The sequence below is a fragment of the Pectinatus sottacetonis genome (assembly GCF_015732155.1).
In the GTDB taxonomy this organism is placed as follows: domain Bacteria; phylum Bacillota; class Negativicutes; order Selenomonadales; family Selenomonadaceae; genus Pectinatus; species Pectinatus sottacetonis.
In genome coordinates, this window is the sequence record NZ_WIQK01000002.1 from 25,502 (window position 1) to 48,245 (window position 22,744).

Genomic DNA, 22,744 nt, shown 5'->3' on the forward strand with positions numbered 1-22,744 from the left:
AAATATTATTCTTTTATAAATACTCTGCGTCCCTCTATTTTTAGCTTTCCATCTAGGTACAGAGCAATAGCCCTAGGATATATTATATGTTCCTGTTTTAAAACGCGTGCTGCCAAGGTATCCTCAGTATCATCATCCATTACAGGCACAGCTGCCTGTATAATGATCGGACCACTATCCATCCCTTCATCAACGAAATGCACTGTGCAGCCCGATATTTTAACACCATATGCCAAAACATCACGGTGAGCATGTGCTCCGGGAAATGAAGGCAAAAGAGCTGGATGAATATTGAGTATATGGTTTTTATATTCCCGGATAAAAACAGGACTCAATATACGCATAAATCCTGCTAAAACAATATGTTCTACATGATGTTTTCTCAATTCAGCAATAAGACTCTGCTCAAAAACTTCACGTTTAGCAAATTTTTTTCGCTCAACACATATATTAGCTATACCCGCCATTTGTGCACGTTCTAGTGCCTTGGCTTTAGGGTTATCTGTTATTACCAAACCGATTTCAGCAGAAAACTGCCCCTCAGCAATAGCATCCATTATTGACTGCAGGTTTGTTCCCCGTCCTGAAGCCAAAATACCTAAAACCGGCTTACCCATTAAATACCCCGCCTTTTATATTGATCCTTTTTTCTCCAGCGGATATTTCGCCTATGATATAAGACTTTTCACCGTTAGCCTTTAAATCAGCCTGTATATTTTTAGCATCATCTGCCGTCACCACTATTATCATACCAATTCCCATATTAAAAGTACGGTACATTTCCTGCCATTTTACATTGCCCCATTTCTGCAGCAACGAAAAAACAGGCAGCATTGGCCAAGCAGCTGCGTCTATCTGAGCGGTACAATTTTTAGGCAGTATCCGTGGTATATTATCATAAAAGCCACCGCCGGTCACATGAACCATTGCATGAATATCATATTTATCTATTATTGGCAAACATACTTTAGGATATAACCTTGTAGGTGTTAGCAATTCTTCTGCTAAAGTACATCCCAATTCTGGCATATACTCTTTTCCCGTAAAATTTTTACGTTCAAAACAAATTTTTCTGACCAGAGAATATCCATTGGAATGTATACCGGTAGATGGTAATCCTATAAGCACATCTCCGGGAACTACCTTTTCTCCGGTGATTATTTTAGATCTTTCCACTGCGCCAACAGTAAAACCTGCTATATCATACTCTCCATGAGAATAAAATCCTGCCATTTCAGCTGTTTCACCACCAATAAGTGCACAGCCTGATTCTTTACAGGCACTGGCAATTCCCTTGACTATAGTAGCAACTTTTTCTGGTTCCAATTCACCTACAGCTACATAATCAAGAAAGAACAACGGTTCTGCACCTTGTACCAAAACATCGTTAACACACATTGCTACGGCATCTTGTCCAATAGTATCATGTTTATCAAACATAAAAGCCAATTTTAATTTTGTTCCCACACCATCTGTGCCAGAAACTAAAACAGGTTCTTTATATTTATTGTTATTTAATGCAAACAATCCGCCAAATCCGCCTAAATCACCCAATACTTCTGGACGATAAGTAGATTTTACGCTGTCTTTTATGAGTGATACTGAATAATTTCCAGCATCAATATTAACTCCAGCGTCTTTATACGTTAAGCTGCTGTTGTTTTTATCAGGCATGCTATCCCCCATTAAATCATTAGTACTTAGATTTTATACGACTGGCTGGATTGCCGACATATAAACATTTTTATTCATAAATTACATTATGCCATTCCTTTATCCGCTCTTAAAAGCAGGAACAGATTGCATTTTGTAAAGCCAATGTTATTAATGTGGTAGCTCCAGAAGTCAGTATAATATATTATTTTTTCTTTAAATGTTCAAACATATATTTATCTGCACCGACAGGACTGTTTTGGGACATTTTTACTGGATAATAATTATTAAAACATGCATAGCACATATCATCGCTATTGGCATTTTTTATACTTTCTTGTAATCCATCTAACGATAAAAAGTGCAATGCATCTGCCCCAATATACTCCCGAATTTCATCTACCGTTTTTGTAGCTGCAATAAGTTCCTTGCGAACGGAAGTATCTATGCCGTAATAACAAGGATACCCTATTGGTGGTGAACTAACACACATTTTAATGGATTTAGCACCCGCCTTGCGCAACATACGAACAATTTTACCACTGGTAGTCCCACGCACAATAGAATCATCAACCATTATTACATCTTTACCCTTAATAGCAGAAACGATGGGACTTAATTTTAGTTTCACTGCTGTGTCACGTTTTTTCTGCGTAGGCTGAATAAAGGTCCGTCCTATATACCGGTTTTTTATTAGTCCTTCAATAAAAGGAATTTTTGATTCATAAGCAAATCCAGTAGCCGCCGTAGTACCAGAATCCGGTACAGAAATAACGATATCACCCTTAAAACCTGATTCCTTGGACAAAATACGTCCCATCATAAAACGTGCATCATGAACACTCTGTCCATCGATAACACTATCAGGTCTCGCAAAATAAATATATTCAAAAATACAAGCTGCCTTTTTTTCCACTTTAGCAAATTTATATGATTTAAGGCCATTTTCATCGATTACTACTAATTCGCCGGGTTCAACATCACGCACATATTTTACTCCGGCAACAGCCAGGGCACATGATTCCGATGATAATACCCATGAATTATCTGATTTACCTATACATAAAGGTCTGAAACCGTGGGGATCGCGAGCACCAATAAGTTTGTTTTCTGTCATAATAGTAAGGCAGTATGCCCCTTTAATTTGTTTTAAGCTTTCTATTATTTTATTTTCAATGGTAGTTTCTTTAGATTTAGCAATTAAATTTACAAAAACCTCCGTGTCGATCGATGTCTGAAAAATAGTTCCCTGTTCTTCCATTTTCCTGCGAATTTGAGAAGCATTAGTCAGATTTCCATTATGGGCTAAACTTATCTTTCCGCCTGCATAATTCACCATTAAGGGCTGAGTATTTGCCAGTAAACTCGAACCAGTCGTGGAATATCTGACATGTCCGATAGCAATATACTGATTGTCCATATGAGGCAGCTGATGACGAAAAACTTCATTAACAAGTCCCATTCCACGGGAAACATCCATCCAGGCTCCATCAGTTATTGCAATGCCGGCACTTTCCTGTCCGCGGTGCTGCAAAGCATAAAGTCCCAGATAAGTCATTAAAGATACATCTTCGCTATGTGAATAAGCACCGAAAACGCCGCACTCTTCATGCCATTCGCTTGATGTGGAAATATCAACCATCTATTATTTCTCTCCTAATTAAGCTTTTTTACCAGTTAACCGATGTAAAATTTCTTTATATGCGTCTTCTACATGACCTAAATCTCTGCGGAAGCGATCTTTATCAAGTTTTTCATGTGTATCGCTATCCCAGAAACGGCAATTATCCGGAGAAATTTCATCACCTAAAATGACTTTGCCATGATAACGGCCAAATTCAAGCTTAAAATCTATTAAATCGATATTTTTAGTTTTTAAATATTTTGTCATAATATCATTTATTTTTAAACCCATCTTTTCAATCTGAGCTAATTCTGCTTCTGTTGCCCAATTCATTGCTTTTATATGGAATTTATTAATCATCGGGTCATTCAGTTCATCACATTTATAATAATATTCTAAAACAGGTGAAGCCATTTTAGTACCTTCTTTAAGACCAAGACGTTTAGCCAGACTACCAGCTGCTACATTGCGCAAAACTACTTCTAGCGGAATTATATCAAGTTTTTTTACAAGCATTTCCCTATCACTGGGCATACTTATATAATGGTGTTCAATACCATTTTTAGCCAGCATGTCAAAGAAAAACGCAGAAATTTTATTATTAAGAATACCTTTTTCCATTATGGTTCCTTTTTTTGCGCCGTTTCCAGCAGTAGCATCATCTTTATAATAAACTAACAATTCATCAGGATTATCTGTCGTATAAACAATTTTTGCTTTGCCTTCATATAATTTTTCTTTACTCAACTTAATAACGCCTCTCATATTAAATAAATTTTATTGTAATGCCTGAGCTACTTTTGCAGCCTTGGCTTCTACCTCTTCAACCATTTTTGCCCGATAATCAGACAATTTCTGTTGCAAATTATCATCACTTAACGCAAAAATTTCTATCGCAAAAATAGCTGCATTTTTAGCCCCGTTTATTGCCATAGTAGCAACGGGAATGCCTGAGGGCATTTGTACTGTACTTAAAAGGGCATCCATTCCATTTAATGCAGTTGCATTAATGGGAACTCCGATTACAGGAAGTGTTGTATAAGACGCGATTACGCCTCCCAAATGAGCTGCTGCGCCTGCTGCTGATATAAAAGCACCCACGCCGCGTTCTCTTGCTGAAGAAACAAATTCACGTACTTTTGCTGGTGTACGATGTGCAGAAGCAACTATTACTTCTGTTTCTACTCCAAACTTGTGCAGTAGATCAATAGCCGGCTTTAACACCGGTAAATCTGAATCGCTGCCCATTACAACAGCTACTTTCATTAGAACTCCTCCTAAAAAAATAATAATCTGTACATGACAATAATAGCAAAACAAATGACAAACTGCAATATAATATACTATCTTAGGTGAATTTTTATGGTAATTAGTATAAAATTAGTTACATAATTTAACCTAGCAACAGTGAATTTTAATTTACACTTTAATATAAAATTCTGTTCTCAAATAGATAAAAATAATTATAATTGATTTTTTTACGGGCAAATGGTAATATTTTTTGCTATAGCCTCTATACATACGATTAGATTATGTTGTATAATGTAACAATTGTTATACATGATATAAAATTTTTTTTATATTTATGATAAGAGTTTTTAGTTGCAGGCAATAATTTTTAATGTATTTGCAATTTAAAATTATTTAGGAGGATAAGGATGGCACTGATTGTAAAAAAATTTGGCGGCAGTTCTGTCGGAACAACAGAAAAAATAATAAACATTGCTAAGAGAATTACGGCAGAAAAAGAAAAAGACGACAAAATTGTTGTCGTTGTATCTGCAATGGGAAATACAACAGACGAATTGATAAAACTGGCTACTCAAATAGATGAGGATCCTTATAAATACACCAGGGAAATGGACATGCTACTCACTACCGGTGAGCAAGTATCAATTTCATTAATGACGATGGCCTTTAAAACTTTAGGGGAAGATGCAGTTTCCCTAACAGGAACACTTGCCGGTATAAAAACCAATGCCATTCACACAAAAGGAAAAATTTTGGACATAAAACCTCAGCGTGTTCTTGATGAACTAGACAAGGGCAATATTGTTATTGTAGCTGGATTTCAGGGCTGTGACCAGTCAGGGGATCCTGTTACTCTGGGACGAGGCGGATCAGATACTTCTGCTGTTGCATTAGCTGGTGCTCTGCACGCTGACGCATGTGAAATATATACCGACGTTGATGGAATTTATTCTGCTGATCCCAGAATCGTACAAAACGCCCGCAGAATGAAAGAAATCACTTACCAGGAAATGCTGGAAATGGCCAGACTTGGCTCTGGTGTTATGCAGCCACGTTCTGTAGAAGTAGGTCAAATGATGGGGATTCCCATCCATGTTAGGTCTACATTTACCAATAAACCCGGTACAATAATAAGAGAGGAATATACAATGGAAGAAAAAGGATTCGTAATAAGAGGGGTAAGCCACGACGACAAAGTCGCTAAAATCGCAGTCTTAGGTGTTCCCAATAATCCAGGAATAGCATATTCAATATTTTCAGCACTGGCAGAAAATAATATTGATGTTGACATGATTGTGCAAAGTATTCGTAATATAGAAAAAAATGTTACCGACATGGTATTTACACTGTCATTAGATGACCTAAACATGGCAAAAGAAGTTGTTGATAAAGTTGCCTCTGATCTTAACGCTATAGGTGTCCTTATTGAAAAAGACGTTGCAAAAGTTTCCATTGTAGGCGTAGGTATGCTGGGAAATCCCGGCATAGCAGCACGTATGTTCGGTGCGCTGTCGGATGCCGGAATAAATATTGATGTAATAAGTACTTCTGAAATCAGTATCTCATGCTTGATAAAGAGTGCCAGAATGCAGGAAGCTGTTAATATTATCCACAATGAATTTTTCCCAAAAAACTGAAAGCTACATAATAATAGATAAGCTATTTATAATATAAGTGCTTTATTCACTATAGTTATAGTCAAAGTGTAAAGCACTTATATTATATTAACAGCAGAAAGGTATTGAAACTTACAATATGAATTATATAAGTACGCGAAACAAAAAAATCAAAGTAACTGCGGCCCAGGCTATAATAAAAGGAATTGCTGAAGACGGTGGTCTATTCGTACCAGAAGTTTTTCCCGTAATTGATAAATCATTTTTGCAGACGCTATATACTTGTTCTTATCAGGAACGTGCTTACAAAATATTATCATTGTACTTAACCGATTATACTGAGCAAGAAATAAAAAACTGTATTGCCAATGCCTATGGAAATAATAAATTTGATACTAGCGGTATTGCTCCAGTAATTATTTTAAAAAACAACTATCAATGCCTAGAATTATGGCATGGTCCAACCAGTGCTTTTAAAGATATGGCTCTGCAATTATTGCCACAGCTTATGTCTACTGCCTTAAAAAAGACTGACGAAGAAAATAATATTATTATTTTAGTAGCAACTTCTGGTGATACAGGCAAGGCCGCTTTGGAAGGTTTTTGTGATGTTCCCCAGGTAAATATTGTTGTTTTTTATCCTGACCAGGGAGTCAGCGATATACAAAGGCAACAAATGATTACCCAAAAGGGAGATAACGTTAAAGTGGTTGCTATAAAGGGAAATTTTGATGACGCTCAATCAGGGGTAAAAAATATTTTCAATGACAAAACATTTGCTTGTACATTAAAAAAAGCCGGTTATCAACTATCTTCGGCAAATTCTATAAATTGGGGAAGATTACTACCCCAGATAGTATACTATTTCAGTGCTTATGCCGATTTAGTAAATAACCACAGTATCCAGACTGGCGATAAAATCAATTTTGCTGTACCTACAGGAAACTTTGGTGATATCCTGGCTGGTTTTTATGCTAAAAAAATGGGATTACCCATAAATAAATTAATCTGTGCTTCCAACTCTAATAATGTTCTTACCGAATTTTTAACCACAGGAAGTTATGATAAAAACCGCCAGTTCTTTAAAACAATATCACCTTCCATGGATATCCTTATTTCCAGTAATTTGGAAAGATTGCTTTTCTATTTAACGGAAAATAATGATAAACAAATAAACGAATGGATGGACAGCTTAAATAAGACTGGCCACTATGATGTCGGTAAACAATACCGCAGTAAATTACAAAACTTGTTTTTTGCTGATTGGATAAATGAAACTCAAACTTTAGAAATGATAAAAAAAGTTTATGATAAAAATAATTATGTAATAGACCCGCATACGGCTGTTGCCTGGCAGGCTGCAGAAAATTATAAAAAACGTACTGATGACAATAAAACACCTATGGTTGTTTTATCAACTGCCAGTCCATATAAATTTAATGATAGTGTACTTACAGCTCTTAATGTAAATATCCAAGGGCAGAATGAATTTACACTTCTTAAAAAATTAAAAAAATATAATCAGCAAAATATTCCAGCAGGATTATCTGCTTTAGAGCATGCAGTAGTAAAGCATACAGATATTTGCCAACCGGAAGAAATGGCAGATATTATCAAAAAATATTTAAAAATTTAAGGGATATATTAATTATCATATTGTATAATCCTAAGTAAATATTGTAAAATAATTATTAAGACATTGTAAAATAAGTGTTAACATTGATTATCACATTATAATGTCTAAATAATTATTTGCTGTTGCAACTTGGGAGGAAGCCTATGTTTCTTGTAAAAAAGAATACGGAATTTTATGATCTATTTGTCCAAAGTGCTGATTATTTTCATAAAGGTGCTTTAATTATCAATGAAGTCATGACAGATTACAGCAGGGCAGAAGAAAAAATGAAAACGATCACTGATTTAGAACATGCTGCTGATGATATCAATGACAAAATAATTGTGAAGCTTAATCATACTTTTATAACACCAATAGATCGGGAAGATATTTATGCTATTGCTAATGGATTAGATGACGGAGTAGATTTTTTGCAAGGTACATTACAGCGCGCTATAATGTACCGGATCGATGAAATACGCCCTACAGCCTTAGATATGTCACAGCTGCTAATTGAGGCAACTACTGATATCAGCGAGATATTCAAACTTTTACATAGGTTACAACACAACGAGAAAAAAATTCTTAAATATACTGCCAGAATTTGCAAAATTGAGAGTGCTGGCGATAAACTTTACCGAGAAGAAGTAGCACAGTTATTTGCTACTGTAAAGGATCCTATTGAAATAATAAAATGGAAAGATATCCTTGAATATTTGGAAAATACATTGGATCATTGTGAAACAATAGCAGATATGATAAGAGGCGTGGTAATGAAATATGCATGAACTCCAGGTAATTATGTTGTTAATTATACTTTTAGCACTGGTTTTTGATTTTATAAATGGTTTTCATGATACCGCAAATGCTATTGCAACATCAGTGTCTACAAGGGCAATGAGTCCACGTATTGCCATTGTAATGGCATCCATATTAAATTTTTGCGGGGCTATGTATAGTACTGGTGTTGCTCGTACTATCGGCGGCGATATAGTGAAATCAGCTGATCATGTTAATGAATTAATTCTTATTGCGGCTTTGGGTGGTTCTATAATATGGAATTTATTAACCTGGTGGCTGGCTCTACCAAGCAGTTCTTCTCATGCTCTGGTCGGTGGCATAATTGGTGCCGTACTGGTATCTACCGGGTCGATAGGTCTCAACTTCTATGGAATAGGTAAAATTGTTCTTTCCCTTATACTTTCACCAGTTATAGCCGCTGTTACCGGTTGTATAATTATGACAATTTTATTTCTGTTGTTCGGGAAATTCAGACCATCTGCAATTAATAATAAATTTAAAAAACTACAGATAATATCAGCTGCCATGATGGCTTTTTCACATGGTTCCAACGATGCACAAAAATCAATGGGTATCATAACGCTGGCACTTTTAAGTGCCGGTTATATAGATGCCTTCCAAGTACCGACTTTTGTGAAAATATTGGCAGCAGTATCTATGGGCTGTGGTACTGCAATAGGTGGCTGGAAAATTATAAAAACAGTAGGCGGCAAAATATTCAAACTAGAACCTATAAGTGGTTTTGCCTCTGACTTAAATTCCTCACTTGTTATTTTTTCCGCTACATTAATGTCTCTGCCTGTAAGTACTACACACGTAGTATCAGGCTCTATAATGGGAGTTGGTACAGCAAAAAGAGTCAGGGCTGTCCGTTGGGGCGTTGCTAAACAGATGGCTATTGCCTGGATTCTGACAATTCCTTCCACTGCTGTTGTAGCTGCTATTATCTATAAGATATTAAAATTATTTTTTAAATAAAATATACTGTCCCACACTAAAAGTCTAAAAAGTATTTAAAACTTTAGGCTTTTATTTAATTATAGAGAAGAGTTGAAATCAATGAGTATTCAACATATTAATAAAAAAATTTTTCATTTGATAAATGACAGGAAAAAGCATTATAATGAGTTTGTAGTTGCTATTAAAGCAAATAATACTTTAAGGGATTTACAGTCATCTCTTACGGAAGAAGATTGTAAGAAAATTGAATTTGTCGATATGCATTCCAGTGAGGGAATTATTATTTACCGTCGCAGCGTTTTATTTATATTGATGGCGGCTTTAAAAAAAATTGCTGTTAACGCTCATGTAATAGTGGAACATTCTATAAACCATGGTATATACTGCAAGATTGTTCCCATAAGTTTAGTTTCTCCAGAAAACATAGAAAAACTGTCTATACTGATGCGTGATATGATAACACAGGATATACCTATCATAAAAAAAGTTTTACCGAAAAAAGATGCTATAGCTCTCTTTGCCCGCAATCGACAATTTTCTAAAATAGAACTTGTGAAATCATTAAAACAAGATTTGGTCAGTATATATTTTTGCAATAATTACTATGATTATTTATACGGACCTATGCTGCCCAGCACTAAAGATCTTGGCTTATTTGCTATAGATTACTATCCACCAGGCATTGTAGTAAGAACACCAGAACTTACTAGCCCCGAAAAACTGCCTCCGCACGAAAACCAAAAAAAATTGGCTACTCTTTTGACAGAAGCTGATAAGTGGGCCAACATATTACAATGTGATTATGTAAGCAACCTCAATAATTATATAAAAAAACAGCAATCTGGCGAATTGATCAGAATATCAGAAGCCTTACAAGAAAAAAAGATTGCTCAAATTGCTGATATAATAGTAAAAAACATTAACCATATTCGCGTTATCTTTATTGCCGGACCGTCTTCTTCTGGGAAAACCACTTTTGCCCAGAGATTGCGCATACAATTATTAGTTAATGGTATAAAGCCCGTTTCGCTATCCATTGATGATTATTTCCTGGACAGAGAATATACTCCCCGTAATGAAAATGGCGACTATGATTTTGAATCTTTTACTGCAATTGACAAGAGTTTACTCAATAAACAGCTATTGGATTTACTCACCGGAAAAAAAGTTAACATACCACGATATAATTTTATTACAGGACAAAAAGAATGGAATGGACATTATTTACAATTAGCCAAAAATCAGCCTATAATCATCGAGGGAATACATGGTCTTAATCCCAGCTTAACAGAATCTTTGTCAGCGGAAAAAGTATATAAAATTTATATAAGTGCATTAACACAACTGGGAATAGACAGTCATAATAATATTCCTACTACTGTGGCACGTCTTATAAGGCGTATCGTACGTGATTACCAGTTCCGCGGCTCATCAGCATTAAAAACAATACGACAGTGGCCTGAAGTCCGGGCTGGAGAACAAAAAAATATTTTTCCCTATCAGGAAAATGCCAATATAATGTTTAATTCAGCTTTAATTTATGAATTAGCTGTACTAAAAAAATATGCCTGTCCGTTATTGGAAAAAATAGGGACAGATGTTCCTGAACATAGTACAGCAAAACAACTTCTTGATTTCCTCGGTTTTTTTAAGGAGATCTATAATGAAAAAGATATTCCCAATAATTCTATTCTCCGTGAATTTATTGGAAAATCATGTTTTTTTTAATGACTAATATATTTTAAAAACAATTAACATAAATTATCAGGAGGTTGTATTTTGGAAACTGACATTAGTCGGAAAATTATTCCCATAATTAAATTTACCCTGCCGGTAATTATAATTTTAGCTGTAGTAATAAATTTTTCCATATGGTTATATGGTCAATATCATGCCTATGCATCATTTTATGATGTCCGCGTAGTTGGAACTTTTGTTCATGCTAAAACACTTACAAATGGAAAACTGGAAAAAATACTAGTAAAAGATGGTCAACAGGTAAAAGCAGGACAAGTTCTCGCAGAAATACGCCCAAATGTCACACAAAAAGATATAGATAATCTAACACAGGCTTTTCAACAGGCACAGGAACAATATAAGAATATGACAGCTTTAAACCAGCAAACCTCTATGCGGACTATAACTCAGCCTGAAAGGACTGCTCCGTCAGCAGAAGCCCGCAATAATTATGACGCAGCACTGGCTCACGAAAAAAAGATGGCAGATTTGTATTCGCTTGGTGCCGTGAGTAAAGCTGAATATATGACGGCTCAAGCAGATGCAGCTACTGCCAAGGAAGCGTTAAACAATAGTGGTCATACATCATATACTCCAAAAGTCATAACAACAGGTACCTCCAGTGGTATTACCCCGCAGGATATTGCAGTGGCCAAGACAAAAATGAATCAGGCTAAGGCTGCTCTGGAAGAAGCCAAAAATAATAATAGACTTATCCCTATATGCGCTGATACAGATGGTATTGTCTATTATACAAATTTAAAAAATAACATGTCCATTTCCGCTGGTCAAAATTTATTTAACATTGGAACATCTAATTATATGTGGTTAGAAGCAAAAGCAGTAAAAATGCAGACAGATAAAATTCAGGAAGGTGCATATGTAGACTGTATCATTAACAATGAACATATTAATGGAACTGTAGCAAAAATACTTCCTCCGACAACCATAGAAAAAAAATATATCATAAAAATTTTTATTCCATCAGATAAAATGAAAAATATAAAGCCTAATATGATTGCTACTGTAAAAATAGCAACAAAAAAATGAAGATTATATTTATTTTAATAAACAACTGCAGGTGAATTTATTTGCTATTGAAAAGACTTGAAGCATACGGATTCAAATCTTTTGCGGACAGAATCGAAATAGAATTCGATAAAGGAATAACCGCTATTGTTGGCCCAAATGGCAGTGGGAAGAGTAACATAACAGATGCCATACGGTGGGTTTTAGGTGAACAGAATATCCGCAACCTAAGGGGCAGTAAAGCTGAAGATATTATTTTTACCGGCAGCTCAGTCCGCAAGGCATCCGGTATTGCTGAGGTATCCCTTACCTTCGATAACATAGATGGAAAATTACCCCTAGAGTTTCAGGAAATAAATATTATACGCCGCTTATTCCGTTCAGGTGAAAGCGAATTTTATATAAATAAAGCCCGCTGCCGCCTTAAAGATATTTATACGCTATTCGCTGATACTGGCTTAGGAAAAGATTCCATAAGTGTAATAAGTCAAAATAAAGTTGATGAGGTATTAAATGCCCGACCGGAAAACCGTAGGCTTCTTTTTGAGGAATGCGCTGGAATAACTAAATACAGGGATCGAAAAAAAGAAGCGGTGCGGAAGTTAGAAAATACTGAACAGAATGCTGTACGTATAAATGACATTATTACAGAAATTTCCAAGCAGCTTACGCCCTTGGCGGCAGAAGCAGAAAAAACCCAGCGTTATAACCAATTAAAAAACAGCTATGATAGATGTAAGTTATCCCATATTTTATGTAAATACGAAAATTTTTCTACAGAGGATAATGTCATTTCAGCAGATATTCAGAAATTGAAAACTAATATTGCTGATTTAGAGATAAAAAAAGCGGCTGTTGATGGAAAAACAGTCGCTTTAGATAATGAAATAACTATCATAGAAAAACAATTAGCTGATATGGAAAGCAACAACCGCAAAATTGCGGCAGAAATTGAACGCAACCGCAGTAATTGCCGTATTCTTGCCGAAAGAATAAAGCAAAACAGCCATTCCCTCAATATTCTGAAAGATCATTTCGTTAAAATCACTACCGAAAAAACTACAGCAGAAGATAATTTAGTTCAACTACAGGTGCATATCTCAGAATTGGCTAAAACAAAACTTTTCCGGCAAACAGCTTTAGAAAAAACTCATACTACTATCAATGGCTTAGAAAAAAATATTTCCGACGAGCAAAACCTCCTGGATAAATTAAAAACAGAATCGCATCAAAAACAGCTGCTGCTCGAACAACAGGAACGCAAATTAATAATGTTTCAGCGTGATATTGAAGAAAAAATGCGCTCCTTAGCAGAGAAAAAAACAATAAAAGATGATTTTGATAAAAACAAACGAATATATGCTGAAAAAATAGCTGCTGCTGAACAAGAAATAACAACATTAACAAAAAAAGAAAATTGCTTACAGACTGCTGGTACTAAGGCCATCAATAAATACAATGATATTCAGTCCCAATTGCACATTATTCAGGAAAAATGTACTGAATTAACACATACTGCTGATCGAACGAAAGAACGCATTAAAATACTATCCAATATGCAGAAAGCCTATGAAGGCTTCGGCAAAAGCGTAAAAGCTGTACTAACTGCCCAAAATCAGGCTTGGTATAGTGGAATATGCGGTTCTGTTGCGGAATTGATAAAAGTTGCTCCCCCATATATAACAGCAATAGAAACTGCGCTGGGAAACAGTCTGCAGAATATAATTACTACAGACACTGACATTGCAAAAGCTGCTATTTCTTTTCTAAAAAGAGAAAAATCTGGTCGAGCCACTTTCCTGCCGATTACAACAGTCAAACCATATCATCTTCATCGTGAAGATATGACCATATATACTGGTTTCATTGGTTATGCTGATCAATTGATCTCAACCCAAAACCAATATGAGAAAATAATAGAAAGCCTGCTGGGACGCACTGTTATTGTTGACAATATAGATAATGCTTTAATTTTGGCAAAGCAAAAAAAATATACATTGCGCATCGTCACGTTAGCCGGCGAAATCATGCATGCCGGGGGTGCTATGTCTGGTGGAAGTACACGCCGCGAAATAAGCTTTTTAAATCGAGAAAATGATATACAACAGTTAATCACTAAAAATAATCAATTAATAAGCCAGCTGTTATCTTACAAAACAAAACAAAGTCAGCTTATGTCCGATTTATCAAAAACAGATACGGCTATAAAAAGCAATAATAAGCAATTGCAGGATCTTTTTATTATAAAAGCCGAAAAAAAGACTAATTTCAGCCATTTACGTGATACTTATATCGATATAGAAAAAAGAGTGACTAAGCTCATTTCGGATATAAGTTCGCTGGATAAACAATCAGCTGAATTACATCTTGCTTATGACAAAGAAAAACATGCTTTAGATACTGAGCGGACAAATAAAAATATTGAATCAGAAAAATCTAGTAAAATTGAAGAAAAAATCGCAGCTTATCATTGTGAACAAAAAAAACAGCAGGCTCAACTGTTAAAACAGACAGCTGCATTTGCCTCCATAGAAGAAAGTCTATCAGGTAACAGGGAAAAATTAGAACTACTAAAAAATGAATGCCATCGCTGCTGTAATTCTTTAAAAAGCAATACAGAAGAACAAACCCGCCTGCAGAATTCTATAAATGACAGTCTGCAGGAATTAGCCCAGCTCCAGCTGTCGACAAAAAATTTACAGCAGTTACATCAATCCGGCAGTACAGATTATGATAAAACATATAGTATGTTAATGACTAAACGAGTAAAAAATAAAGAATATGCAACTAAACGCAAAGAAACAGCTGACCAGATGAGTACCCTGCAAGAACATGTCCATGCACTTGAAATAAAAGCAGCAAAGACTCATTTTGAAGTAGAACAATGTGTACAAAGACTTCAGGAAGATTATGCTCTGTCGCCGCAGGAGGCTTTATCTTTAAAAGAAGATATTCCTGAGGAAATTCTTCTAAAAAATTTAAAAGAATTACAAGAACAATTAACCCGAATAGGTAGTATTAATCCTAATGCAATAAATGAATACAATGAAATAAATAAACGACATAAATTTATGGCAGCACAAATGGAGGATCTAACAACAGCAAAAGCTGATTTACAGCAGATAATTACCCAAATGGACCTGACAATGTCAAAACAATTTAAAAAAGCTTTCATATCTATCCAAGAATATTTCAATGATATTTTTGGCAAATTATTTGGCGGAGGAACAGCAAAACTTATTCTAACCGATGAAGAAGATATCCTTTCCTCTGGAGTAGAAATTGCTGTACAGACACCTGGTAAAAAGAAACAAAATCTGGTATTGTTATCTGGAGGCGAACGGACGCTTACAGTAATTGCCCTATTGTTCTCCTTTTTGCAATACAGTCCTGCACCATTTTCCGTATTAGATGAAATTGACGCTCCACTTGATGAAGTAAACATAAAGCGTTTTAGTGCCTTTTTAAAAGATTATTCTTCAAATACACAATTCATAATAGTAACCCATAGAAAAGGTACAATGGAGGCAGCTGATGTTATGTATGGTGTTACGATGGAAGAAGCAGGTGTATCTAAAATAATTTCTGTTAAATTAGAAGAATCGGAGGCTTGAATATGGGTTTTTTTAACAAATTAAAAAATAGTTTAAACAAAACAAGAAAATCCTTTACTGAAAAAATTGAACAACTGGTAATTGGCTATGCCGACATTAACGATGAGTGTCTTGATGAATTAGAAGAAATTTTAATATCGGCTGACGTTGGTGTACAGACAACCATGAAACTAATGGATGATGTTCGTAAAGGCATAAAGAAAAAAGAAATTAACTCACCCCAGGATCTGCAGCCATTCTTGATAAAACGCATCAGCGAAATTTTATCCATTGGCGAAAACACCATAAATACTGCGGTTGCACCGCCAACTGTATTTTTAGTGATAGGTGTAAACGGTGTAGGAAAAACAACAACAATTGGTAAGTTGGCAAAATATTATAAAAACCAAAACAAATCTGTTCTGCTGGCTGCGGCGGATACCTTCAGAGCTGCCGCTATCGACCAGCTGCAAATCTGGGGGCAGCGGGCTGCCGCTGAAGTAATAGCTCATGAAGAAGGCGCTGATCCGTCAGCTGTTGTATTTGATGCGCTAAAAGCAGCATTAGCCAGAAAAACTGACGTTTTAATAATTGATACTGCCGGCCGACTGCATACTAAGTCGAATTTAATGGATGAATTGAATAAAATGTACCGGATAATAAAACGGGAAATCCCAGATGCTCCCCATGAAACACTTCTGGTTTTAGATGCAACAACAGGACAAAACGCTATTCACCAGGCTGAGCTATTTACTAAAGCTGCACCCATAACTGGAGTAATATTGACAAAATTAGACGGAACAGCTAAAGGCGGTGTAATAATTGGCATAAAATCACAACTATCAATGCCTGTTAAATGGATCGGCGTAGGTGAAGGTGAAGATGATTTACAACCATTTATCGCTGAAGACTTTGCAACAGCTTTATTCAGTAAAAAATAAAAGAAAGTTGTCAGATATTTATTCATTATGCTGGATTTTCTTCATTTATCTTATTGAATAAATTTGTCGCTGAATCGGCTACTTCCTGAGAAACCTGTCTAACATCATTAGAAGAAGATGTTAGCGCGCCTAAAGAAGTATCTATTGATGCTATCTGGACATGATTTTTATTTGTCGCTGCTGTAATTTTAGTTATTTCTCCTACACTGGCATTTATATCATCAACAATTTTAAACAATAATTGATTTTGCTCATCCATATTATTCACGACATTATTTGTTGATGCCGCGTTATGGGTTATAAGGTCATGAATTTTAGCTGCTGACTGACTGCTTTGTTCGGCCAGCTTTCTTACTTCATCAGCAACAACTGCAAACCCTTTTCCGGCTTCACCAGCTCTTGCTGCCTCAATAGCAGCATTCAAAGCCAGCAAATTTGTTTGTGATGCAATTTCTGTTATTGTTTCAGCAATATTATTAACAGACTTGGTACTTTCATTAAGCTCCGCCAAATTATTTTTCATCTGTTTTACCTGATTGGTCAGCAGCCGTATCTCTTCAATGATTTTTTTAATCATTTTTTCGCCGCTTTCTGCCAAATTATTAGTTATACCGGATTGTTCCTTTACATTATCAGCAGATTCCTTAATCTTAATTACATTATCAGACATATTTTCAGCTGAAGAAGACATTTCTTCTGATAATGCAGCCAATGATTCTGATAATTCCTTTATCGTCTGCAATAAATCATTCTGCTTGTGCATCAATGCTTCTTCTTTAAGAACTTTATTTTTTAGATCTAGAATATAATCATCAATAAAAGTATGCATAACAATAGCCTGAATAAACTGTGTCTGATGGCAGAAGGCAAGGACAATATGTTGAAGTCCTTCTATATTATTATTGTAAAGTTTAAAAATATACGGATATATAATTTGTTCGAGAACACCAAAAGACATAGAGAACCATTCCGGCGGTAATTTTATTTTGTTATGTACTTTACCTATTTTATAAATTTTATCTATATAAGCATCAGTAATATTGGTTTCATACATCATTGATAAAAACATTTTAAATGTATTTTTTAATTTCTCTACTGAGGAATTTTTTTCTATAAACATTTTTATTTCTGGTACTGAAGTTATTTTTTGATAAAATTTATTTGTAATTGTTTCCAGATTTTTTTTTATAATAGGTTCTATCTGTTGCAAATAACCAATTTCAGCATCACTCATGGTCAAAAGTATTTTACTTGTTTTATCAGTTGCTGTAAAATTACTTATAGAAGATTCTGATTTTAGGGCCTTCCTTGTAAAAAACATGTTTTTTCCTCCAATACTGATTATAATTTTGCCAGATAACTAACACTTTAAACTGTACTGATTAATCTTAACCATGAAAATAAATCTTAAGTAAAATAAATATTATATATTCACTTCTATAAGATTTTTTATAATCCTTTAAAATAATTATAAACGATAAAAAATTCTAACAACTTTTAAATAATAAAAATCTCCTGTGAACATCAAAATATTCATAGGAGATTTTTATTATTTTTTCTTATTCTTCATTATCTGTTATAGCCTTGCTTCCCTGGGTCCCCGTTCTAATACGCATAGCATTTTCTACATTATAAACAAATATTTTACCATCACCAACCTGACCTGTACACAAAACTTTCTGAGCAACAGATAAAATTTCATCAACGGGAACATCGCAGACTACTGTTTCTAGTTTTATCTTAGGAACAAGATTTATAGAATATTCTCTACCGCGATAAACTTCCTTATGTCCTTTTTGCAATCCACAGCCATAAACGGGAATAACCGTCATGCCCTCAACTCCAATACTATTTAAAGCACTTTTAAGTTCTTCTAGTTTATTAGCGCGTGTAATGATTTCAATTTTTGTCATTTTAGACATATTCCTGCCTCCTAAATTATAATTTTAATTAGTTTATATTATAAAACAGTTTATTTGATTTGCCACTAAAAATTATAATTTAATTCATTTTATCAAAATCATCGGCTATTCCCAATGACTCGCCTGTCATTATCGACTGAGAATAGGCACGTTCACCATGTTCTACTATATCAAGACCGGAAATTTCTTCAGTTTCATCGGCCCTAAACGGAGTAATAGCATTAATAATCTTATAAAGGACAAATGAACCTATACCACCTAATAAATAAGCTACTATGATCGATATAATCTGAGCCATGAGCAGATTGCTATTACCATAAAACAAGCCATTGGCTCCTGCTGGATTAACTGTCGTTGATGCCCACAGTCCAGTTGCAATAGCACCCCATGTACCACCTATTCCATGAACACCAAAAGCGTCTAAAGAATCATCATAGCCTAATTTAGTTTTCAAAACAGCTACAGCAAAATAACACACTGCCCCACCGATAAACCCGATTATAACCGCTGGCATTGGAGCGACAAACCCAGCAGCTGGTGTTATTGCTACTAATCCAGCAATACATCCCGATGCTGCTCCTAAAATCGTAGGTTTTCCATTATGTACCCATTCACAAACTACCCATGATACTGTAGCCATCGCTGCTGCGGCCTGTGTGGTAATAAAAGCATTAGCTGCCAATTCATTTGCTCCTAAAGCACTTCCGGCATTAAAACCAAACCAGCCAAACCAAAGTAATGCTGCTCCTAAAACAGTCATTGGTAAATGATGCGGCAAAAGCGGCAACTTTCCATAGCCGCGTCTTTTCCCGATAAGAATACAAAGGGTAAGCCCGGAAACACCTGAAAGAATATGTATTACCAATCCACCGGCAAAATCCAAAGCTCCCAGTGCAAAAAGCTTTCCACCACCCCATACCATGTGTGCCATGGGATTATAAATAAATATCGACCATAACAATACAAACAAAACATATGCTTTAAATCTTACTCTTTCAGCAAAGGCTCCAGTAATAAGTGCTGGTGTAATAACCGCAAACATACATTGAAAAGCCACAAAAGCAAGTTCAGGAATAGATGTACCTGTCCATATCTGCCCAATAGTTCCAGTCAGCCCTATCTTACTTAATGATCCGATTACTCCAGGAATTACACCTGTGGCATCATCGCCAAAAGCCATAGTATATCCCAATATAATCCATTCTACCGAAATCATTCCTACTATAAAAAAACTATGCATGATAGTTGTTAATACGTTTTTACTTCTAACCATGCCGCCATAAAAAAAGCCTAATCCCGGAGTCATAATAAAAACTAACGCTGCACTTACAAGCACCCATGCTGTATCTCCTGCACTGATTTGCGGTGCTTTAGCAGCAGCAAAAGCTGTTGGCACTGACAATACCATTAATATAAATGTTGACAAAAGCACAGACCAAAGTTTTTTCATATAAAATCTTTCCTTCCTTTTTTTTGTAAAAGAATACATATTAATAGATATTGCTTTATAATAGTATTATAAGTTTAAATAATACTTTTATTCTTTCACAAATTCTTATACAATAAAAAAACGCAGCCTACAGCAGAAAAAATCTGCATATAGGCTGCGTTGCCTTCATGTATGATGCTATTGATTATATAATCTTGTCATTCTTTTGTCAAGCATTTTATTTATTTTGTTAGGAGAAAAATCATTTTTTTTATACAAATAAATGAATAATAAAAAAATAATTACAAAAAATAAAGTCTATTTCCACTTTATACCAATTATAAAGTATTTTTTAAACTATTGATATTTTATCGATAAAAAGACTTGACTTGACAATTTTTCGTAAGTAAAATATACATTCAATGATAATTAATAATTAGTTAATCTAATCATCACAGAGGACAATTATTAATTAAAAAACTCAGTTTAACCATCCCATGTAAAAAGTAACCACATATTTATGGAGGATTATAATGTTATTTGCTACTCATTTTAAACGTTATTTACAAATCTTTATCGGTTGTCTTTTAAGCGGTATTGCCATGAACATATTTTTGATACCAGCACATTTGCTATCCGGTGGCTTAAGCGGAATCGCCATCATCTTATATTATCTTTTTAAACTTCCCATTGGTATACAATTAATAATATATAATTTACCAATAATTTACCTTGCCTACAAGGTCTTTGGCAAACTATATGCTGTTGATACCATAATAGGTATGACTCTTTTTTCTGTATGTATTGATGCTACAAGATTTCTCGGCAATTATAATTTAGTTGATGACAGAATGTTATGTGCCATATTCGGCGGAGTTTTATCCGGTATAGGCTATGGTCTTATCTTCCGTGCTGTATCTAATACCGGTGGTCTTGATGTTATTGGGGCCGTGATAAAAAAATATTATTCATTTGACGTTGGTACGGCCATCTTTGCTTTAAATTTCATTGTTATTTTAATAGGTGTTTTTATTTTTGACTTTAAAACTGGTCTTTTTACTCTAATTTGTATGTATGCATCGGCAGAAATAACTAATAAGGTAGTTGCCGGATTCAATAGGAAAAAATCAATAACTATCATGTCACCAAAAGTTGAACAGATGGCACCGCTTATTATGCAATATTTGAATCGCGGTGTAACTTTCTTCCGCGGTGAAGGTGCCTTTACCAGACAACCAAAAAATATCATGTTTGTTGTTGTCAGTTTAACTCAAGTCGGAAAAATAAAATCTATAGTCTATGCCTTAGATCCAAGTGCCTTTATGATAATTTCAGATACTTCAGAAGTAGCCGGGCGGGGTTTTACAATGAAAAATGTTCTTCCCCATGAAATAATAGATAATTTGAACATTGATATCGATGATGACGACAATGACGATGATGAATAAATAATTTAATGAATTCATTGACAAGCTGTATCTGGTTATGGTAAAATTTTTTAGTATAAGTTTGTCTTATTGGCTGGCTTATCAACCGCTCGGTGAGGTCTAATAGCTTTTGCTAACCAAAATCGGCGAGTATATAAAGAGGCAGGTGTAAATATTATAATGTACGCTATTTTTAAAACAGGTGGTAAACAGTATCGTGTTTCTGAAGGTGATACCGTTATCGTAGAAAAGTTATCCGTTGAAGAAGGTGCTACTGTAACTTTTGATGAAGTTTTAACAGTTGTTAATGATGCAGATGTTAAAATTGGTACGCCATTAGTAAATGGTGCTAAAATTACAGCTAAAGTGGAAAAACAGGATAAGGCAAAGAAAATTTTAATTTTCAGATATAAAGCTAAATCCAATTATCGCCGTCGTCAGGGTCATCGTCAGCCGTTCACAAAACTGACCATTGAAAAAATTGAAGCATAATGATCAAAATTGTCATTATGCACCGGAATGACAATAAGATCGCAGGTTTTTTATTAAAGGGACATTCCGGTGCCGGAGTACGTGGGACGGATATTATTTGTTCTGCGGTATCAGCTCTTGCTCAATCGACTGCTTTAAGTTTAAGGGAACATTTGCATTCCCACATTTATTATGATGCTAAACCCGGATATTTAAAACTTAACTTAGAAGATTTACCAAATGAGCTTACAGAAGCAGTTTTTTCTGTTGCTGTATTGGGCTTTACAGAAATAGCAAAAAAATATCCTAAATACGTTAATATTTTAAACAAGCAGGGGGTGAATTGAATGTTCAATTTTGATTTACAGCTTTTTGCTCATAAAAAAGGTGTCGGCAGTACACGTAATGGTCGTGACAGCCAGTCAAAGCGTTTGGGTGTTAAAGAACAGGCAGGTACTGTTGTTACTGCTGGAAGTATCTTAGTACGTCAAAGAGGTACTCATTTTCATCCAGGTAAAAATGTAGGTATTGGTAAAGATGATACTTTATTTGCAAAAGTAAATGGCAAAGTTGCTTTTGAACGCAATGGTCGTTATAAAAGACAAATCAGCGTTTATGCTGAATAAAGGAAATAACAAAAAGCACTCTTATATTACAAGAGTGCTTTTTGTTATT

General features: G+C 35.0%; 20 protein-coding genes and 1 pseudogene. 12 read left to right on the forward strand and 9 right to left on the reverse strand.

What is annotated here, in order from left to right; translation table 11 throughout:
* Positions 1-5: 5 nt before the first annotated feature.
* The 5 genes from purN to purE form a co-directional block, all read right to left on the reverse strand.
* A complete protein-coding gene (gene purN / locus I6760_RS12470; RefSeq protein ID WP_196594909.1) occupies positions 6-617 on the reverse strand; it encodes a phosphoribosylglycinamide formyltransferase in 612 nt (203 codons plus the stop codon).
* Positions 610-1,674 carry a phosphoribosylformylglycinamidine cyclo-ligase gene (gene purM / locus I6760_RS12475; RefSeq protein WP_196594910.1) on the reverse strand — a complete coding sequence of 355 codons (1,065 nt, stop codon included), beginning with the start codon at positions 1,672-1,674 and terminating at the stop codon, positions 610-612. The genes purN and purM overlap by 8 nt, the downstream gene beginning before the upstream one ends.
* A 184-nt stretch (positions 1,675-1,858) precedes the next feature.
* Positions 1,859-3,295, reverse strand: a complete 1,437-nt coding sequence (gene purF, locus I6760_RS12480) for an amidophosphoribosyltransferase (protein WP_196594911.1) — start codon at positions 3,293-3,295, stop codon at positions 1,859-1,861.
* Positions 3,296-3,313: 18 nt separating this feature from the next.
* Positions 3,314-4,024, reverse strand: a complete 711-nt coding sequence (purC, locus tag I6760_RS12485) for a phosphoribosylaminoimidazolesuccinocarboxamide synthase (RefSeq protein ID WP_196594912.1) — start codon at positions 4,022-4,024, stop codon at positions 3,314-3,316.
* A 30-nt stretch (positions 4,025-4,054) separates the two neighbouring features.
* Positions 4,055-4,543, reverse strand: coding sequence for a 5-(carboxyamino)imidazole ribonucleotide mutase (gene purE, locus I6760_RS12490; protein WP_196594913.1), 489 nt, complete (start codon positions 4,541-4,543; stop codon positions 4,055-4,057).
* A gap of 392 nt (positions 4,544-4,935) precedes the next feature.
* Here purE and I6760_RS12495 point away from each other — a divergent pair, with 392 nt between their 5' ends.
* The 8 genes from I6760_RS12495 to ftsY all read left to right on the forward strand — a co-directional run bounded on the left by I6760_RS12495 (position 4,936) and on the right by ftsY (position 16,820).
* The gene (locus I6760_RS12495) at positions 4,936-6,165 is read left to right on the forward strand and encodes an aspartate kinase (RefSeq protein ID WP_196594914.1); all 1,230 of its coding nucleotides are present in this window, start codon (positions 4,936-4,938) and stop codon (positions 6,163-6,165) included.
* A gap of 118 nt (positions 6,166-6,283) precedes the next feature.
* On the forward strand, positions 6,284-7,780 hold the full coding sequence (gene thrC, locus I6760_RS12500; protein WP_196594915.1) for a threonine synthase: 1,497 nt from the start codon (positions 6,284-6,286) through the stop codon (positions 7,778-7,780).
* 143 nt (positions 7,781-7,923) lie between these two features.
* Positions 7,924-8,547 (forward strand): DUF47 domain-containing protein, encoded by a 624-nt coding sequence (locus tag I6760_RS12505; protein ID WP_196594916.1) that lies wholly within the window; start codon positions 7,924-7,926, stop codon positions 8,545-8,547.
* Positions 8,540-9,538, forward strand: a complete 999-nt coding sequence (locus tag I6760_RS12510; protein WP_196594917.1) for an inorganic phosphate transporter — start codon at positions 8,540-8,542, stop codon at positions 9,536-9,538. Before I6760_RS12505 ends, I6760_RS12510 begins: the two co-directional genes overlap by 8 nt.
* A gap of 81 nt (positions 9,539-9,619) precedes the next feature.
* The gene (locus I6760_RS12515; protein WP_196594918.1) at positions 9,620-11,248 is read left to right on the forward strand and encodes a nucleoside kinase; all 1,629 of its coding nucleotides are present in this window, start codon (positions 9,620-9,622) and stop codon (positions 11,246-11,248) included.
* 51 nt (positions 11,249-11,299) lie between these two features.
* Complete coding sequence (locus tag I6760_RS12520) at positions 11,300-12,307, forward strand: HlyD family secretion protein (RefSeq protein ID WP_196594919.1); 1,008 nt, start codon at positions 11,300-11,302, stop codon at positions 12,305-12,307.
* Positions 12,308-12,348: 41 nt separating this feature from the next.
* A complete protein-coding gene (gene smc, locus I6760_RS12525) occupies positions 12,349-15,900 on the forward strand; it encodes a chromosome segregation protein SMC (protein ID WP_407947319.1) in 3,552 nt (1,183 codons plus the stop codon).
* 2 nt (positions 15,901-15,902) lie between these two features.
* Positions 15,903-16,820 (forward strand): signal recognition particle-docking protein FtsY, encoded by a 918-nt coding sequence (gene ftsY, locus I6760_RS12530; RefSeq protein WP_196594921.1) that lies wholly within the window; start codon positions 15,903-15,905, stop codon positions 16,818-16,820.
* Between the two features lie 25 nt (positions 16,821-16,845).
* On the opposite strand, the gene I6760_RS13115 is transcribed toward ftsY, so the two are convergent.
* The 4 genes and pseudogenes from I6760_RS13115 to I6760_RS12545 form a co-directional block, all read right to left on the reverse strand.
* Positions 16,846-17,649, reverse strand: a complete 804-nt coding sequence (locus I6760_RS13115) for a methyl-accepting chemotaxis protein (protein WP_407947320.1) — start codon at positions 17,647-17,649, stop codon at positions 16,846-16,848.
* Positions 17,638-18,141, reverse strand: a pseudogene (locus I6760_RS13120) (protoglobin domain-containing protein); the annotation flags it as partial. The gene I6760_RS13115 and the pseudogene I6760_RS13120, both read right to left, overlap by 12 nt.
* A gap of 238 nt (positions 18,142-18,379) precedes the next feature.
* Complete coding sequence (locus tag I6760_RS12540) at positions 18,380-18,742, reverse strand: P-II family nitrogen regulator (RefSeq protein ID WP_196594923.1); 363 nt, start codon at positions 18,740-18,742, stop codon at positions 18,380-18,382.
* Between the two features lie 79 nt (positions 18,743-18,821).
* Positions 18,822-20,192, reverse strand: a complete 1,371-nt coding sequence (locus I6760_RS12545; RefSeq protein ID WP_196594924.1) for an ammonium transporter — start codon at positions 20,190-20,192, stop codon at positions 18,822-18,824.
* 512 nt (positions 20,193-20,704) lie between these two features.
* Here I6760_RS12545 and I6760_RS12550 point away from each other — a divergent pair.
* From I6760_RS12550 to rpmA, 4 genes are all read left to right on the forward strand, one after another.
* Positions 20,705-21,619 carry a YitT family protein gene (locus tag I6760_RS12550; protein ID WP_196594925.1) on the forward strand — a complete coding sequence of 305 codons (915 nt, stop codon included), beginning with the start codon at positions 20,705-20,707 and terminating at the stop codon, positions 21,617-21,619.
* A gap of 159 nt (positions 21,620-21,778) precedes the next feature.
* Positions 21,779-22,090, forward strand: a complete 312-nt coding sequence (rplU, locus tag I6760_RS12555) for a 50S ribosomal protein L21 (RefSeq protein ID WP_196594926.1) — start codon at positions 21,779-21,781, stop codon at positions 22,088-22,090.
* On the forward strand, positions 22,090-22,416 hold the full coding sequence (locus I6760_RS12560) for a ribosomal-processing cysteine protease Prp (protein ID WP_196594927.1): 327 nt from the start codon (positions 22,090-22,092) through the stop codon (positions 22,414-22,416). The genes rplU and I6760_RS12560 overlap by 1 nt, the downstream gene beginning before the upstream one ends.
* Positions 22,417-22,695, forward strand: coding sequence for a 50S ribosomal protein L27 (rpmA, locus tag I6760_RS12565; protein ID WP_196594928.1), 279 nt, complete (start codon positions 22,417-22,419; stop codon positions 22,693-22,695).
* Positions 22,696-22,744: the final 49 nt, after the last annotated feature.